This window comes from Flavobacterium sp. PL11, from assembly GCF_035985025.1.
GTDB lineage: Bacteria > Bacteroidota > Bacteroidia > Flavobacteriales > Flavobacteriaceae > Flavobacterium.
Genome location: NZ_JAXCIA010000018.1, coordinates 71,176 through 88,672, shown reverse-complemented (window position 1 = coordinate 88,672; position 17,497 = coordinate 71,176). Strand labels below are relative to the sequence as shown.

The following is a 17,497-nucleotide window of genomic DNA, read 5'->3' as shown; positions in this document are numbered from 1 at the left end:
TCGACTTCGCTCGGGATAAACTTCTCGTCCTTTCGGATTTAAAGAAGAAGATCATTTGCGACACCATTTCCTTTTCTTGAGCCGGCGGAGGGACTCGAACCCACGACCTGCTGATTACAAATCAGCTGCTCTAGCCAACTGAGCTACGCTGGCAATTTCAATAAAAAAAGTCCGCTATTTCTAACGGACTGCAAATGTAGAGATTTTATCTCTCAATCAAAACATTTTTTTAATAAAATTTACTTTAAATATGTGAACTAATTTTTTCTTTACGTTTTAGCAATAAGCGCTCTAAAGATTCACATGCAAGTTCAATTGCCTCTTCAAATGTCTTACACTGTTTTTTAACTAAAAAATCATCTCCAGGAACATTAATTTTTATCTCAGCAATCTTGTTTTCTTTGTCACTTGTGTTTTCTACTTTTAAAAAAATGTCTGACGAGACTACTTTGTCATAATATTTTTCTAATTTATCTACTCGCACTTGTGCAAAATCTACCAGTTTTTTGTCAACTGTAAAGTTAACTGCATGAACATTTACCTTCATAATTTTATTTTTAGTTATTACTTATTTTTTAGATCACTTTCTCCACGTGGATGAGCATTCTTGTATACGTTTTTTAGTTCAGACAAACTATTGTGCGTATAAACTTGCGTTGAAGCAAGACTTGAATGTCCTAATAACTCTTTTACAGAATTTAAATCCGCTCCATTATTTAATAGATGTGTAGCAAAGGTATGTCGTAAAATATGGGGACTTTTTTTTACCTTCGCTGACACAGTACTAAAGTAACTATTTATTAAACGATAAACAAAAGATTCGTTTAATTTAACGCCTTTTTTTGACAAGAAGAAATAGTCTTGGTCCACTATAACATCTAGTGAATCTCTCTCTCCTAAATACTGAAAAAGCTGAGTGCTAATTATTGGTAAGACAGGAATAATACGCTCTTTGTTTCGTTTGCCTATTACTTTAATAGTTTTATTTGGTATATTAATATTTACTAATTTTAAACCTAGCAATTCTGCTCTTCGAATACCCGTAGTATATAGCAAATCAATTATCAACTTATTTCTAGTTTCTTCAAAGCCAGTAGGATGATCAACTTGATGCAAAACAGCATCAACTTCTTTTTCAGAAAATGGAATTTGGATAATTTTAGAAGTTTTGAGAGCCTTATGCTTTAGTAAAGGACTAATTTCTATTTGTTTCGTTTTAAGTAAAAATCTATAATACGCTTTTAGGGAAGCCACCTTTCTATTCACAGACACATTTGAAATTTTAGTATCAATTAATGAAACAATCCAACTTCTAATTTGATTGTAATTTACTTGATCTATATTTTCTTCATTAAAATGGGTCTTATTGAATACCTCAAAAGAGGTAAGGTCATCGCCATAAGCCTTTACTGTATGAGGAGAGTAATTTTTTTCGAATTGAAGATAATCTCGAAATGCGTCTTGATTTGTAGCCATAAAAAAACCGTTAGCATCAAAGTTATAATTTTTTGATGACTAACGGTTTTTTATTTAATGGAATCTACTAACTCTCTAAGTTATCTTTCATATTTTGGATATAAGCCGCTTTTTGAATTTTGATTCTATTGGTTACTGAAGGCTTAATAAAAGCAGTACGTGCTCTTAACTGACGAACAGTTCCTGTTTTATCAAATTTCCTTTTGTAGCGTTTTAACGCTCTATCGATATTTTCTCCGTCTTTAATTGGTATAATTAACATAATATAGACACCCCCTTTCTTTAAGTGTGCAAAAGTAATCAAACTTCTGGATTATAGACCATGAATTTCAAATTATTTCGAAACATGAGTAATGACTAATAAAAATAGCCAATTCAAGAATAATGAATTGGCTATTTTTATACGTAAGAACAAGTGTTATTTTACAGCTGGCTTATAATCTTTATTATCAATTATCATTTTAGACAAAATCTCTTTTAAGATTTCAGAAGTTCCGCCACCAATTGGCCCTAAACGACTATCTCTTAATAAACGAGCTAATGGATATTCCTCCATATAACCATAACCTCCTAACATTTGCAAGCAACTATAAATTGTTTCATCAGCGACTTTAGTTGATTTTAATTTAGCCATAGTTGCCTCCTTAACCACATATTCACCTTTATCTAATCGCGCTGCAGCAGCATAATTAAATACTTTGCAATGCTCGACATCAGTTGCATGTTCTACAATTTTGTGACGTAAGGCTTGAAATTTATCTATTTTTTTGCCAAAAGCTTCGCGTTGTGACATGTATTCTATTGTATAATCAATTGCATATTCAGCCCGAGCGTGACCATTTATAGCCATTATCAGTCGCTCCGATGCAAAATGTTGCATGATGTAAGGAAAACCTTTACCTTCTTCTCCCATCAAATTTTCCACTGGAATCGCTACATTATCAAATGCAATTTCGGCAGTATCCGACGCTCTCCAACCTAATTTATCTAGTTTAGTTGCTGAAATCCCTTTACTTGCCGTATCTACTAGAAAAATACTTATTCCTTTATTACCTTGACTTGGATCTGTTTTTGCAGCTACTACGTAATAATCAGCATAGACTCCATTTGTAATAAACGTTTTTGAACCATTTAATATGTACTTATTACCATCTTTTACAGCAGTAGTGCGCATCCCTGCGACATCACTACCCCCAAAAGGTTCTGTGATACACAAGGCACCTATTTTTTTACCGGCAATGCTGGGCACTAAATAATCTTGTTTGATTCGTTCATCACCTTCGGCATTTAAATGTGTCATTGCCAAATAAGCGTGAGCCCATATTGCTGCAGCAAAACCAGAGGATTTAATTTTTTGAAGCTCCTCCAGTAAAATAACGGTATAAAATAAATCTAAATTTAAACCGCCATAAGCCTCAGGATATGAGATTCCAAAGAAACCCATTTCTCCAAATTTTTCCCAAATAAAACGCTCTATTGTTCCCGTTTTTTCCCATTTCTCAATATGAGGCACCACTTCTTTTTGAAGAAATTCTTTTAAACTCTTTCTAAATAATTGGTGCTCTTCTGTGAAATAAATTGATTCCATATAACTACTATATTTTTTTGTATTGAATTAATAAAAACACAAAGTACTACTTTGTATCCGCGAATTAGTTTTTGGATATTTTATTATATCCCATATTTTAATTTAAATTATAGTGTAAAACTATTTATAATTCTATACTTAGATTATTTTTTCTTTACCAAATTACGAACTTCTAATTAAAGTCCAAATATAAAGTAATTATTTTTGCTTTATCAACAGGAAAACCCTTTATTTTTGTTAAATCCTCAATATTCTTAAAGTCTCCATTCATACTTCGATACGTGATAATTTCTCTTGCCAGCGGATATTTAAAGTAATAAAATTGTGAAAGTTCTTTTAAAGACGCATTATTAATATCAATCTTTTTGATGATAGGAGGTGTTGTGATTTTAAAATTTAAGTTTAAATTTTCAATGACCTCTGGTGACAAACCCCAAACATCATTCATCTGCTCCATCGAAATAAAACCTCCTAAAATATCTCTTTGTTTTAAAATTCGCATTGATAGTGCCTCTCCGATTCCATAAATTTTGATCAAATCTTCCTTTGTCGCTGTATTGATGTCAATGGCGACAGTCTTTTCTTTTTTGGCGAAAGCCTGAACATTATAATTTTCAAATTTCTTAAACGGCTTTTTATTGGTGATCCAATCTGGAAACTTGAATAACGGCGATATCTCTTTTAATAACGAATCAGAAATTTGAGTAACCTGTTGAAATTCTTCAGCAGAATTGACGTATTTATTAGTTTTACGAAATTCTAACAAACGGTCGATTTCTGCAACTGACAGACCTAATTTATAACCTTTATAATCAGTGATAAAATTTGGATTAAATAAGTAGATTTTCTTATCCTTAATTTTATCGATATTTTTCATCGAGTCCACTTGTGATTGAAGAGATAACCACTGCTGTTTTTGAGGATTATTAGTTGGCAAAACCGAAAAATCAACAAAAAAATAGGTAACTTGAAGCACGACAATTAGTAATAGTAACGCAAAAATCCCTTTTCGTTGATCACTAGTGAACATAAAAAGAGATTTAAACTTATTCATATTGAAGCTATTTATTTCATTTCAGACTTTTGTCTCACGTCCTCATCATCATTTTCACTGTAAGTGTCTGGCTCTTGCTTAGGTGGAATAGTTAACACTTTATAGAAAAAATAGATCGCCAGAGCAGTTACAATTCCCTGAGTCAATACCATAGTTATTATTGCTTCTGTATTCATTTGAATTGTGTTTTAAATTTAAAGTGTTGCTCTACCCTCTCTACGTCTTTTGATAAACGCAATGTAAACTAATGAACTAATAAATAAAAATAATCCAACTAGTAAAATTCTAGCCAAATTTAGATATAGTATTTTGTCTTGTAATTGTTCAATCAAAACGGGATCAGTCGCTAATGCTATTTGATCTCTAATTCCTGCATGCATCACCGTTTTTATAATAGAGCCATTATCTAAAGTCCAACCATTACCAGTGACAAAGCTACTAACATTTTCTGACCATTTATTATCTAAAGGTTTAAATAATGAACCTAAAAATATGATAATCAACATGACTGGTGTAATGTATTTAATGATAAATTTATAAATATTAGGCACTTTAATATCAGCACCACTAGTAATTTCTCTCCATCCTTTATCCATTCCAAAAATCCAAGAGAATAATATTGTTTCTAACATTGCAAAAACTACTAAACTCACTGTTCCTGCCCAATAATCATATTCATCAAAAACACCTTCTTTATAGAAAATAACAGTTGGTAATCCTATAATTAGAATCATTGCTCCAAAAGACCATGCTCCTTTATTTTTAGACCATCCAAATTCATCTCTCATAAAGCCCATCCATGGAGTGCCCATCGCTAATGATGATGTGATACCCGCAAAAAACAATAATCCAAACCAGCATACTCCTGCTATAATTGATAAAGCGGGTCCCCATTGCTGGAATAAGTACGGCATCGTTTGAAATGCCATTCCAAAACCGGCATTTTGAAGAACCCAATCCAATCCTAAATAACCTGCGGCGATAGGAACAACAATTAAACTTCCAAGTACTACCTCAACAAATTCATTCATAAATCCCGCTGAAACCGCATTAAGAGCAATATCATCTTTAGAATCAATATATGCTGCATAGCAATGAATAGTTCCCATGCCGACCGATAAGGTAAAGAAAATTTGTCCCGCAGCTGCCATCCAAACTTTTAAATCAAGTATTGATTCATATTGGGGTGTCCAAAGAAAATTTAAACCATCCCAAGCGTTTGCATTAGGAAAAATATCCGAAGCACCAGAGGTACCAAGCGTTAACCCTCTAACGGCTAATATTACTCCAAATAGTATTAATAATGGCATACCAATTTTGGCAACTTTTTCAATTCCTCCTATTCCTTTTGATAAAATATAGGTATTCAATAGTAAGCAAATAACATAAAAGACAACTGCTTCATAAGGAATTCCAGTAGTGGAATATGCTATATCAGTATAAGAATTAAAAAAACCTGCAACTTCAGCTTGACTCATTCCATCAAATGTTCCTCTTAAGGTATGATAAACATAGGACATTGTCCATGATTCAATATAACAATAATAGGCAGCTACGGCAATATTAGTAAAAATACCAAACACACCAATGTATTTAAGAATTCTACCTTTTACCATTGAATCCAAGATGTAAGGAGTACTGTGATTGCCAAATTTACCTCCATATCTCCCTGAAGACCATTCGATAAATAATAAAGGAATTCCCATTACGAGAAAACAAATCAGATAAGGAATAATAAATGCTCCACCACCGTTTTGCACCGCCTGCACTGGGAATCTAAGAAAATTTCCTAAACCTACAGCGTTCCCAGCCATGGCGAGTATGAGTCCAACACGTGAACCCCATGAATCAACTTTTACTGACATATATATGTGTTATGTTATTTTTCAAAGATAATAAAACAATCGAAAAATAATTAAAATGTAAATAAAATGTTAATTGTTTTTACAAATCAAATACAGAAGTTCGCTTTGCACGAATTAAATCTTTTAATCGAATCCAGAATGCTAATGTTAAATAGATTCCAAAACCAAGTCCCGCCGTTACAAACGAAATATAAATAAAAAATATTCGCACACTGCTAGCTCTCATCCCTAAAGCATCAGCTAACCGAGACGAAACATGAAAACCATGTTTTTCAAAAAAGAATTTAAGTTTTATCATTGTTTTTGGCTGTTGGCTGTTGGCTGTTGGCTGTTGGCTGTTAGCTTTTGGCTTTTGGCTTTTGGTTTAGTGCAATATTACAAAATTAATAATTACAACATATTCTAATTCGCTCATTTTCTAATTTTATAAATAGCTCATTTGTTAATTAGCTCATTTTCTAATTTTGTAATTACTTTTCAGCAATTCTACTCCTATGGCACATTCAAGACATTTACTTTTATTACAATATTCATTCTTTAATTGTAATAGCGATTGAGATTCAAATGCATTTTTTGATTTTAAGCCAAATGAAGTGAATTTATCTATTACTGCATTTTGCTCTGGTTGTATTTGCATTAGTAATTGAATTAAATTTTCCGAGGCTTCTTCTCCAATATTTCTTGAATAGGCAAATTGAAGTGGAATTATCGTATTTATAACTACCAAATCAATAAAAGATTTAGAAAGCATTTTCTTTTTCTTTGGACTTTCCTTATCAAATTGATAATGGTTTTGCCAATATGCCGAAGCTCCTATTTGAAACAGATTGTAACCCGAATTTAAATCGTTAATCCTATTAATTTTCGAAAATAAATTGTGATAAACATGATATAGGTTAGCCAGTTGCGATAATCGAATGGTAGGAAAGTTGTCTGGACGATGTTTAAAAAATTGAACTGGGTTTAGGTGAACTGCTTTTAATTGATATTTATGCAGTAAATAAAAATACCTAAATTTTAAATCTTTAAAATAGTTATCCTCTTTCTCGCTTTCCAATAATCCAGCCATTCCAAAAATTAAAGCTTCAAGATTCTCTACTTCAAAACTTTCTTTTCTCACAATTGAAAATGGAATTGATTGCGCAATCTTCATAAAGACTTCACCATTTGTATTTAATCCAAAGTTTTTAGCTAAAAGTATAAATAGGACGGCTTCCCAATCTTGATTAGTTTGTTCTAATAATTCAAATATAGGTTTGGATTTACGTTCCAATCGTTCGAAAAAAAGACGCTCTTGCCAGTTATTTAAAATAAATTTATCAATATCTTTTATTTGCTTTTCGCAAAAAATCCATGTTTTGGGAGCAATTAATAATTGATAATTTGAAAGAGTTTCTGGATTGACATAGTTTTTGAGCTCTAGAACTGGAATTTCACTATTATCACTTCTAAATATGGCAGCATCATTTTCCCAAACTACATGTAGAATCACATTTTCATAAGCTGAATCTTGTTCGTGGTGATGTGCATACCAATCCGATGATTTAATATGAATTTCAACGTTTCCAGCCCACTTTTGATTTGCAATACTAATTTGAGCATTAAAAAAGTCAGGACCCGATAACTCTAAGTAATGTCCCACATTGATAATTATGATTTCCTCCTCATTTGATGTTTTCAAATTTAAGGTATCAAATTTTTTAAACTTCCAGACATGATGTAGAAAATCTTCTTTCATTGTTGGATTGTATCTAAAAGAGTTATTACGAGGGCTACTAAGGTAATAAAAAAATTATATGAAAAACGATGTAATTTGTTTTAAAAATTTATTCTTCAAGGTATTAAGAGTAATTAAAATAAAATAATGTCCTTTTATCTAAACATGTAAGTCATATAAGGATTCAATATATTCATTAATCATATTCTGAATGCATAAGATTAAATTATAATTTATTTGTCAAATTAAGGCGATATAAGTGAGCAAGCGGCGACATATAGAAAGACAATAAATTGTTTCTATAACTTATATAATCTAGCAATAAAGTTTAAACCATTTATTTATATTTGCTTTTAAACATTTTACCATTATGAAAAAATATTATTTTCTCTATATTATCTTTACTGTCGTTTTATCGGCTCAGGCTCAAAAAAACATAAAAGCACTAAAAGTAACTTATCTTAGAAGCACAAACGATAAAATCTTTGAAAAACAAGATCCTATATTCCTTTTTACTTCTGATAAAGTAAGTTTAGTTACAACTGAAAATATCACACTTAACAAAGCGAGCTTTCCAATTGAAGAAACATTTATTGATTTTGAACTTAAAACTATTTCATTGTTAGCTCAATTTAAAAATAGAAGTTCTATACTGAATGTGGATACTTCGGCTTTAGCCAAACAAAAATTTACAATTACGGATCAAACCAAAAAGATATTAGGATACAACTGCAAGAAGGCAACGACCTCAATAAATTCGAATAGTATCGAATTATGGTACACCACTGATTTACAATTAAAAGGCGCTCCCACTGCCCTAGGTCAAGAATTAGGATTAGTCCTTGAAATGGTGCGAAATGGAAATACTAAAACAACTGCCAGTAAAATTGAAGTATTGAAAAAAGTTCCAGCGTTGTTGAATTTACCCACTCAATCGCCTAAAAAAGTAGATCAACTCACTTATAAAGACCTGCTCTGGAAAAGTCGCTTTGTTACTATTCCAGTATTTGAAAAAGAGATTATTAATTTTGTGGATGCACCAAAATCTAATGACAGTATTCTCAAGTTTGCGAATGGAACAGTAATTCTAAAAAAGGTAAAATTTCCTGAAATTAAAAATGGTAGTGATATTTTTATTGATTTAACGGAGCAATCTAATGGCGATGCTTATGATAGAACAGGAACTATATTCTTGATTCCTACTGATCAATCTATTTCATTTTTAGACGGTTTACAACAAGGAGTTAAATCACTACCAATTTATGAAAACGGAAATGGTAAAAAATATCAAGGTGTGGTTCGCACTGAAAATTATGCACCACTTTTAGAGTTAATGCGTTTTTTTACTCCTTTTGGCGTTAAGCATTTCAATAATTTAGAGTTGAAAAACAAAGTGTGGCAAGACAGTGCGTTTTATCGCCAAGAAATTTCACAATTACTTCCCGCACTGAGTAATAAAGAAGTTTGGATTGGAGCAAACATAGGAAACTATGACCAAGGCGGACATAAAATTAGCTTGAATGTAACGATTCATCCTGGCTATAGTAGAGAAGAGAATAATTCTTGGTTATTACCTATTTTCAATACCAATAATGTGATGGAAATGGCAGGACAAGATTATGCGACAATGTTTAATAGTGAAAAAGGATTAGAGGTAAATTTTGAAATTCCCGAGGGCTTAACTAATGTTCAATTAAGTTATATTACCACAGGACATGGTGGATGGGGAAATGGCGATGAATTTGTACCTAAAAAAAATACTATACTCGTGGATGAGAAAGAAGTTTTTAGCTTTACACCATGGCGTACTGATTGTGGATCATATAGACTGAGCAATCCCGCATCAGGAAATTTTAATAATGGATTGTCATCCTCTGATTTAAGTAGATCAAACTGGTGTCCTGGAACGATTACTAATCCTATTCTAATTGATTTAGGCAATCTATCTGCTGGAAAACACAGCATGCGTATAAAGATTCCGCAGGGAGCTAGTGAAGGTACAAGTTTTAGTTCTTGGAATGTTTCCGGAATTTTGATTGGAAAAAAAGGTTAGAGGTGTTAAGTGTTAAGTATTAAGTATTAAGTATTAAGTATTAAGTATTAAGTGTTAAGTATTAAGTGTTAAGTGTTAAGTATTAAGTGTTAAGTATTAAGTATTAAGTGTTAAGTATTAAGTGTTAAGTGTTAAGTGTTAAGTGTTAAGTATTAAGTATTAAGTATTAAGTATTAAGTATTAAGTATTAAGTGTTAAGTGTTAAGTGTTAAGTGTTAAGTGTTAAGTGTTAAGTATTAAGTTAGAGGTTAGCGTTTAGAAGTTAGAGGTTAAAGGTTAAAAGTTAGAGGTTAGAGGTTCCAATCACGAATCACGCATTACGATTCACGATTCACGATTCACGATTCACGATTCACGATTCACGATTCAAGATTCACGATTCACGATTCACGATTCACGATTCACGATTCACGATTCACGATTCACGATTCACGATTCACAATTCACGATTCACGATTCACGATTCACGAATCACGGTTCACGATTCACGATTCACGAACTACGAGAGACCTTTGCTAAAATAAAAAGCCACAAATCAAATATAAGATATTTACCATCTTACTATATCTGATTTGTGGTTATAACTTATTATTTTATAGAACCTATAATATCATACTTAGTGATGATATGAAATTTTTGATTTTCTAACTCCACTAAAACTGCAGCGTTATCCTTTGTGAATAATTTTGAAACTTCTTCAATAGATGTTGCTCTATTGACTACTGGGAATGGTTTTCCCATGATTTCTTTGATTGGTTTGTCAGCTACATCTTTATTGGCGACATAACTTTGAAACAAGTCACTCTCATCTACAGAACCTACAAAACCAGTGACATCGATCACAGGAATCTGAGAGATTTTGTATTTACGCATTCGCTCAATAGCGTGTGAAACTAACTCTTCTGTACGCACTACAATCAAAGGCTTGTTGATGTGATCTTTGATCACATCTTCGGCTTTTGTAATTTCTTGTTCTAGAAAACCACGTTCGCGCATCCAGTCATCATTAAACATTTTACCCACATAACGACTACCTGAATCGTGAAACAAAACTACTACTACATCATCTGGCCTAAAGTTTTCTTTAAGCTGCAGTAATCCTTTGATGGCTGCACCGGCAGAATTACCTACAAAAATTCCTTCTTCTAAAGCGATTTTACGTGTATAAACCGCGGCATCTTTATCAGTTACTTTTGTGAAACCATCAATTAGAGAAAAGTCAACATTTTTAGGCAGAATATCTTCCCCTATTCCTTCGGTTATATAAGAGTAAATTTCGTTTTCGTCAAAAATTCCAGTTTCATGGTATTTTTTAAAAACCGAGCCATAAGTATCTATTCCCCAAATCTTAATATTGGGATTTCTCTCCTTTAAATATTTAGCCACGCCAGAAATGGTTCCACCCGTTCCTACACCTACAACAAAATGGGTTATTTTACCTTCGGTTTGTGCCCAAATTTCAGGCCCCGTTTGTTCATAATGCGCTATGGCATTTGACGGATTATCGTACTGATTTACATACCAAGAATTAGGTGTTTCATCAGCTAGCCTTCTAGAAACAGAATAGTAAGATCGTGGATCTGTTGGTTCAACATCCGTTGGACATACGATTACTTTAGCTCCTACTGCGCGAAGGATATCCATTTTTTCTTTAGATTGCTTATCTGAGATTACGCAAATTAGTTTGTAACCTTTTACGATTGCCACTAAAGCTAATCCCATTCCGGTATTGCCTGAAGTTCCTTCAATAATAGTTCCTCCAGGTTGTAAACGACCGTCAGCTTCAGCATCTTGAATCATTTTTACGGCCATTCGATCTTTGACAGAATTTCCTGGATTAAATGTTTCCACTTTAGCAAGAACAAGAGCATCGACTTCTGATGTGATTTTATTTAGTTTTACTAATGGAGTATTGCCTATTGTGCCGAGTATATTTTCTGCGTATTGCATTACATTTTAATTTAAAGATGGTAGTTTGTTATAAAACTTTTTGCAAAGATAGTATTTTGTTATAAAATATTCTATGTAGCACGATTTTGCGTTAGTGATAAAAGCGGCATCCTTTCCTTGCTGCCTTTGGGCAAGGAAAGATATAGCGGTTAGCACGTAAAAACGCCCAAATAAAAAAATTAATTAAAGAAATTCCAAGTCAAACCAAAACGAATCGTAAAATCACGTGAAGGATTATTAGGTGAGGAATAAAAATTATTTCCCGTAAAGGAGGAATTAAAATGTTCTACTTTAAAATAGATTCTGGTTCTTTGAATTTTTGCATTGACAAAAAAATCTAAGTTAGGGTGATTGCCAATTTCTTTACTATTTTGAACAAAAAACTCTCCAATGACAGGATTGTAATCATTAGCATAATATGTAGAAAAATAATTCAGCATTATTCCTGTTTGTAGAAACAATGCTTTTTTAAACATATACGTAGTAAAATACAAAGTATTTCTGGTTACAATTTCTGGCACATTCAAAATGTCGTCTGACTGTTCTACTTTTTGAAATAAAAGTGTATTATCCAGAGCAAATTTTCCGAATTTGAACTCTCTATTAGCTTTTAGTGATATATAATTTAATGTGCCACTGTATTGGGCTGGAGCAATAATTTGCGCGCGAATAGCAGTTTGTGAGTCCGTTGAAATATCATTAAAATAAAGATGATCTTTCATTATAGAAAATTGGAGGTCAGCGTTAACCCAAGGTGAAATTAAATTAGCCTTTAAAGAATTAATTTTCTCATTTTGGAAATTATTGAACCAGTTGTATTGCACATAACTACTTTGATACAAATTATAATTGTTGTTAGGCAACTTATTTATATTTTGATATTGAAATGCCACTTGGATATCATCATTCCAATCATATTTTAATTGAGCATCTAAATTAGAAAGTGATTGCTCAGTAATAGACCTTGAATATAGAAATTTACCATTCCATTTGTCTTTACGATATTCATATTGCCCGCCTGCTACATTTATTTTTTGACTAAAAGAGCTGGGAATTGTATTTTGATTGTCGAATACAAGAATTCTACTATAATAGGAATTCGATCTAAAGTCGTCTATAAAAAATTTAAATTTGCCTAAAGTGCTATTTTCATAAATAACTCCTAGCTGGTTATACATCTTATTATAACGTGTCTGATCATTGATTCCACTCTCCAGAAAGGATTCACCAAATCTAAATATTGAATTATTTCCCACTACCGAAGGAACCGTTAATTGATTGTATTCATAAAATTTATTTTCATAGTTGAATTGATGCGTTACGTATAAATTGTTAGCACCATTTTTAGGATTAACTCTAAAATTATGATCGACAAAAATTCTTTTCCCTTTTAAAAACGAACTGGCGTTATTGAGAAAAACTTCAAAACGTTGACGGTTGTTATAGTTAGCATCTTCACTTTCAAAATTTTCAATTGTTGTAATTCCGCCATTTTCTTCATTTAAAATATCCTGATAGGTATAATGGGTGTTTAAATAATATCTTTTATTTTTAGTGTTGTAACTGCTTGTAAATCTAAAATTACCTGTACTTGCTAATTGATTTATATACTCACCTTCAGACCGTAAACCTCTATAAGCTATTGAAAAATTAAGATTTTCTGAAGTGTTTAGTGTAATAATTGCATCTACAGATTGACCTTTCTTTATTGTCGTTTTAAAATACAATTCTGTTAAAGGGGTGGCGACAGAATAGTATTTAATTTGGTTGGCCTCCAAAAAATTAAAGTGTTTTGCTTTAAAACCAAATTCTGGATAAGGAGAAAAATCAGTTAAGTTATATTGAAGTGTGTTATAGGTTTGACCGTCATTAGGAAAAGGCAGAAGGCCAAAAGTATCTTTTCGCAAATAATTATGACTGTATTCTTTTTGTATAGTTAGAGAGGTATCAATATAAGTAGTGTCTCGATCAATTGTAATTACGCGATAAAGTTCGATGGGAGCAATTTTAACATTGGCAGAATCTTTAACAGCAACTTGCTGTTTTTGTGATTGCGCATGGCAAATAACGGTAAGCAGAAATAAAAATAATATTGCTTTTTTCATAAATGTATAAAACGATAATTAGAATCTTGAGATTGTTTTAGTACTAGTAAAACAACTTTCATTTTCTATTATTATGGGTATAAAAATAAAAAGCCAAAGGTAGGTAAATAAATAAAAAAAAGGATGCAATGAATAATTGAAATAGATGACCTAAATACCGTTGATCGACCCTGTTTAATGTCAAAATGTTAGTAGCTAGCATCAGTTTTTTTGCGATAATTTTTTATTTATGACATAAAATTATGTAATTCTAATACACTTGTAAGTTATAGTAATAATTAATTATTGCATTTATCTGTCTTGATTTAGTTACTTCTAGGGTCTTAGTTTGACAAAAATATTTATTGTTTAAACTTATGGGTTCCAAAAATGATTAGAAATTATATTTAAAACTTACATGGCTTTTATGATTAAAAACAACATTAATTGCTTCTAACTACTTATCTAAGGAGAGTCTACCAATAATCTAATTATTTATTAACTAAAACATTATAAAAAATTCAAATCAGTTGCTTTAATTTATCCAAATGGCTGTTTGGTAGATAAAAATTTCTCTACTTTTGCGCTATGTTTACACTATTTAAATCGAAACCTGTTTTAAAGGATTTAATTCCTAATGATTATATTGACATTCACTCTCACTTGATGCCAGGAATTGATGATGGTGCTAAAACTATAGAAGATACCTTCAGACTCACTACTGCTTTACAATCTTTTGGTACATCACAAATTATTACAACGCCTCATATCATTCAACATGTATGGGACAATACCCAAGAACAGATTTTATCCAAAAAAGAATCAACAAAGGTTGCGTTAGAACAAAATAACATCAAGATTCCTTTTAATGTTGCTGCTGAATATTTAATGGATGACCAGTTTGTACGTTTATTTGAAACGGGGGAACTTTTGACCTTAAAAGATAATTATGTACTTGTTGAAATGTCCTATATCAATCCACCCATACAATTATACGCTATACTTTTTGATTTACAAGTAGCAGGTTATATACCCGTGTTAGCTCATCCAGAACGTTATTTATTTTATCACAATAACTTTAATGAGTACTTAAAATTAAAAAAAGCAGGATGTTTGTTTCAGTTGAATTTGTTGGCAGTTGTAGGATATTATGGGTTTGAAATTACTAAAATCGCCGAAATGCTATTACAAAAAGGAATGTATGATAATGTAGGATCCGATGTACATCATGATAATCATATCGCAGCTTTTAACCAGAAAGTGAAGGTTAAAGATATCGTTCCCTTAACAGAAGCTATAGCCAACAATAATTTTTTTAGAAACAATTAGAAGAAGTGCAGAGCTCTAATTAGCTGAATTTAATATTCAATGAGGACACAAACAATTACTGCAATAAATTATTAAAATGGTTTGCCGGTCCTATTTTTATTAATTGTGTAATATGGTATATTCTTTAAGGTCCTAGTGACAGTACATATAGTATAATCTCCTCCCGATTATAACTCTTCTATTTTTATCATACCTTCCTTTATTATTATTTAGTATAGCAATTTTCTATTGATTTTACTAATTGTATTTTTGTCAAATTGGGATTAGTTGAGATTTTGCATGACTTATGGAAAGGGTTTCGACTACGCTCAACCGGACAAAAATTCAGTAACATAAGACAATATATATAAATGTGGAGTGATAGTAATTAATAGCAATTATAAATAAAAAAAAGTCCGAATAGCCAAGACTATCCGAACTTATTAAAATGATAAACGTAATATTCTATTCAATATAAAAACTATGATTTTTTAAGAATCAGTTCTTTGATGATTGACAATCGAATCAGTAGATAAATAGTAGTTAACAATACTAAAATTATTGCAGTTGTAATAAAATTTAGATAGCCTTGCATATTTAAATAAATAACAATACAATTGAGTAACAATTGTGCTCCTGCATATCCTGCTGACACAGAAACATGTGAAAAGCCTTTTTCATTAGCCAAATATTGATATAAATGTGAACGATGAGGCTCAAAGATATTTTCTTTTTTGATAAGACGAGTTACAATTGTGATAACGGCATCGATACCATAAATAGCAAAAAATAATATAAATCCTAATTGATTGGTCTCTATTATTGTTTTGATCATTATATACCCTAAAAACAGTGCCATGCTAATACTTCCAACATCGCCAGCAAATGTCTTTGCTCTCTTACGTACATTAAAATATCCAAAAACAACACAGCTAATCCCCATTACGATTAATAATGGTAAAATAGGTTGATTTACAGGTAAAAAAGCAAATGTGATAATAGCTATTAGTGAATATAGCACGGTGATACCATTGATCCCATCCATAAAATTAAATGCGTTTACCCAACCTATCATCAACACAAAAATAACAGGAAGCAACCAAATGGCTCCATCAAATAAATTTAAATCATAAAATATTAAAGCTACAGCAACAAGGTGCGACGTAAATCGTGGCAACTGAGATAATGGTTTTATATCATCGATAAAACTAACAATACCGACAATACTAACTGCTACAGCAATTTGCCAAGAGACATATCCTAAGAAATAAGTAATGATTATTGCAATGGGAAATAGAATCCCTCCTCCTCTTATGGTAATATGTTGATGTGATGACCTACAGTTAGGCTTATCTACAATATTAAACTTATCGGCAATCTTAAAATAAATAAGTTCAATACCTATTAGCAAAATAATTAATGCTAAGTATTCCATGCTTTTTTGATGTATTTCATAACTTCCTCTTAAATTAATAGCTAATGAACAGCATAATATTTTAATTGTTAATCGCTATAATTTTTGTTTTAAAATCCCTAATAGGTATTCACCATATCCTGATTTTCTTAATGGTTCGGCTAGATCTCTGAGTTGCTGCTCTGATATAAATCCTTGTCTCCACGCGATTTCTTCAATACAACCTACTTTAAGACCTTGACGCTCTTCAATTACTTGAACAAATTGTCCTGCTTGCATCAAGCTGTTAAATGTTCCTGTATCCAACCAAGCGGTTCCTCTACTTAATATCCCCACTTTTAAAGCGCCTTTTTCAAGATATACTTTATTGACATCCGTAATTTCATATTCACCACGGGCACTGGGTTTAATATTTTTAGCAATTTCAACCACTGAATTATCGTAGAAATACAATCCGGGAACAGCATAATTAGATTTTGGCACCAATGGCTTTTCCTCAATAGAAAGTGCGTTTAAATTTTTATCAAACTCTACCACGCCATAACGTTCTGGATCGGATACATGATAGGCAAAAACAACTCCGCCCTCTGGCTTAGTATTGGATGTAAGCAATTGATCCATATTAGAACCAAAAAATATATTATCTCCTAAAACTAATGCAACACTATCATCACCAATAAATTCTTCTCCAATTACAAAAGCTTGGGCTAAGCCATTAGGAATGGCTTGTTCAGCATAACTAAAGTGGCAGCCGATATTTTTTCCATCTCCTAATAATTTTTTGAAGTTAGGTAGATCATGTGGTGTCGAGATAATTAATATCTCATTTATTCCTGCCATCATCAATGTTGATAATGGATAATAAATCATCGGTTTGTCATAAACCGGCATCATTTGCTTGCTCATGGCAAGTGTCAATGGATGTAAACGAGTGCCGGATCCTCCGGCGAGTATTATTCCTTTCATAGTTTATTTCGTAATTAGTGAT

Annotated in this window: 15 protein-coding genes and 1 tRNA gene; 2 read left to right on the top strand and 14 right to left on the bottom strand. The window is 31.8% G+C overall.

The window, feature by feature from the left end; all coding sequences use genetic code 11:
- Window positions 1-79: 79 nt before the first annotated feature.
- The 10 genes from RCH18_RS10875 to RCH18_RS10830 all read right to left on the bottom strand — a co-directional run bounded on the left by RCH18_RS10875 (window position 80) and on the right by RCH18_RS10830 (window position 7,721).
- Window positions 80-153: transfer RNA gene (locus RCH18_RS10875), tRNA-Thr, on the bottom strand.
- Between the two features lie 91 nt (window positions 154-244).
- On the bottom strand, window positions 245-547 hold the full coding sequence (gene hpf / locus RCH18_RS10870; protein ID WP_326936784.1) for a ribosome hibernation-promoting factor, HPF/YfiA family: 303 nt from the start codon (window positions 545-547) through the stop codon (window positions 245-247).
- A gap of 17 nt (window positions 548-564) precedes the next feature.
- A complete protein-coding gene (locus RCH18_RS10865; protein ID WP_326936783.1) occupies window positions 565-1,476 on the bottom strand; it encodes a tyrosine-type recombinase/integrase in 912 nt (303 codons plus the stop codon).
- Window positions 1,477-1,543: 67 nt separating this feature from the next.
- On the bottom strand, window positions 1,544-1,738 hold the full coding sequence (rpsU, locus tag RCH18_RS10860) for a 30S ribosomal protein S21 (RefSeq protein WP_072993116.1): 195 nt from the start codon (window positions 1,736-1,738) through the stop codon (window positions 1,544-1,546).
- A 156-nt stretch (window positions 1,739-1,894) separates the two neighbouring features.
- Window positions 1,895-3,064, bottom strand: a complete 1,170-nt coding sequence (locus tag RCH18_RS10855) for an acyl-CoA dehydrogenase family protein (RefSeq protein WP_326936782.1) — start codon at window positions 3,062-3,064, stop codon at window positions 1,895-1,897.
- 172 nt (window positions 3,065-3,236) lie between these two features.
- Window positions 3,237-4,094 carry a ComEA family DNA-binding protein gene (locus RCH18_RS10850; protein WP_326936781.1) on the bottom strand — a complete coding sequence of 286 codons (858 nt, stop codon included), beginning with the start codon at window positions 4,092-4,094 and terminating at the stop codon, window positions 3,237-3,239.
- A 35-nt stretch (window positions 4,095-4,129) separates the two neighbouring features.
- Window positions 4,130-4,294, bottom strand: a complete 165-nt coding sequence (locus tag RCH18_RS10845; protein ID WP_326936780.1) for a hypothetical protein — start codon at window positions 4,292-4,294, stop codon at window positions 4,130-4,132.
- A gap of 18 nt (window positions 4,295-4,312) precedes the next feature.
- Window positions 4,313-5,983: a sodium:calcium symporter gene (locus tag RCH18_RS10840; RefSeq protein WP_326936779.1), complete on the bottom strand. Its 1,671-nt coding sequence runs from the start codon at window positions 5,981-5,983 to the stop codon at window positions 4,313-4,315.
- A 79-nt stretch (window positions 5,984-6,062) separates the two neighbouring features.
- On the bottom strand, window positions 6,063-6,281 hold the full coding sequence (locus RCH18_RS10835) for a PspC domain-containing protein (protein WP_326936778.1): 219 nt from the start codon (window positions 6,279-6,281) through the stop codon (window positions 6,063-6,065).
- Window positions 6,282-6,434: 153 nt separating this feature from the next.
- Window positions 6,435-7,721 (bottom strand): DUF2851 family protein, encoded by a 1,287-nt coding sequence (locus RCH18_RS10830; protein ID WP_326936777.1) that lies wholly within the window; start codon window positions 7,719-7,721, stop codon window positions 6,435-6,437.
- 349 nt (window positions 7,722-8,070) lie between these two features.
- Between RCH18_RS10830 and RCH18_RS10825 the strand changes: the two genes are divergently transcribed.
- On the top strand, window positions 8,071-9,753 hold the full coding sequence (locus RCH18_RS10825; RefSeq protein WP_326936776.1) for a GLPGLI family protein: 1,683 nt from the start codon (window positions 8,071-8,073) through the stop codon (window positions 9,751-9,753).
- Between the two features lie 588 nt (window positions 9,754-10,341).
- On the opposite strand, the gene RCH18_RS10820 is transcribed toward RCH18_RS10825, so the two are convergent.
- Together RCH18_RS10820 and RCH18_RS10815 are read right to left on the bottom strand one after the other, a co-directional pair.
- Complete coding sequence (locus RCH18_RS10820) at window positions 10,342-11,703, bottom strand: pyridoxal-phosphate dependent enzyme (RefSeq protein WP_326936775.1); 1,362 nt, start codon at window positions 11,701-11,703, stop codon at window positions 10,342-10,344.
- A 179-nt stretch (window positions 11,704-11,882) separates the two neighbouring features.
- Complete coding sequence (locus RCH18_RS10815) at window positions 11,883-13,808, bottom strand: putative porin (RefSeq protein WP_326936774.1); 1,926 nt, start codon at window positions 13,806-13,808, stop codon at window positions 11,883-11,885.
- Between the two features lie 567 nt (window positions 13,809-14,375).
- Between RCH18_RS10815 and RCH18_RS10810 the strand changes: the two genes are divergently transcribed.
- Window positions 14,376-15,116: a tyrosine-protein phosphatase gene (locus tag RCH18_RS10810; RefSeq protein ID WP_326936773.1), complete on the top strand. Its 741-nt coding sequence runs from the start codon at window positions 14,376-14,378 to the stop codon at window positions 15,114-15,116.
- A gap of 460 nt (window positions 15,117-15,576) precedes the next feature.
- Here RCH18_RS10810 and RCH18_RS10805 read toward each other — a convergent pair whose 3' ends face one another.
- Together RCH18_RS10805 and rfbA are read right to left on the bottom strand one after the other, a co-directional pair.
- Window positions 15,577-16,530 (bottom strand): UDP-GlcNAc--UDP-phosphate GlcNAc-1-phosphate transferase, encoded by a 954-nt coding sequence (locus tag RCH18_RS10805; RefSeq protein WP_326936772.1) that lies wholly within the window; start codon window positions 16,528-16,530, stop codon window positions 15,577-15,579.
- 75 nt (window positions 16,531-16,605) lie between these two features.
- Window positions 16,606-17,475: a glucose-1-phosphate thymidylyltransferase RfbA gene (gene rfbA / locus RCH18_RS10800; RefSeq protein WP_326936771.1), complete on the bottom strand. Its 870-nt coding sequence runs from the start codon at window positions 17,473-17,475 to the stop codon at window positions 16,606-16,608.
- Between the last annotated feature and the right edge of the window lie 22 nt (window positions 17,476-17,497).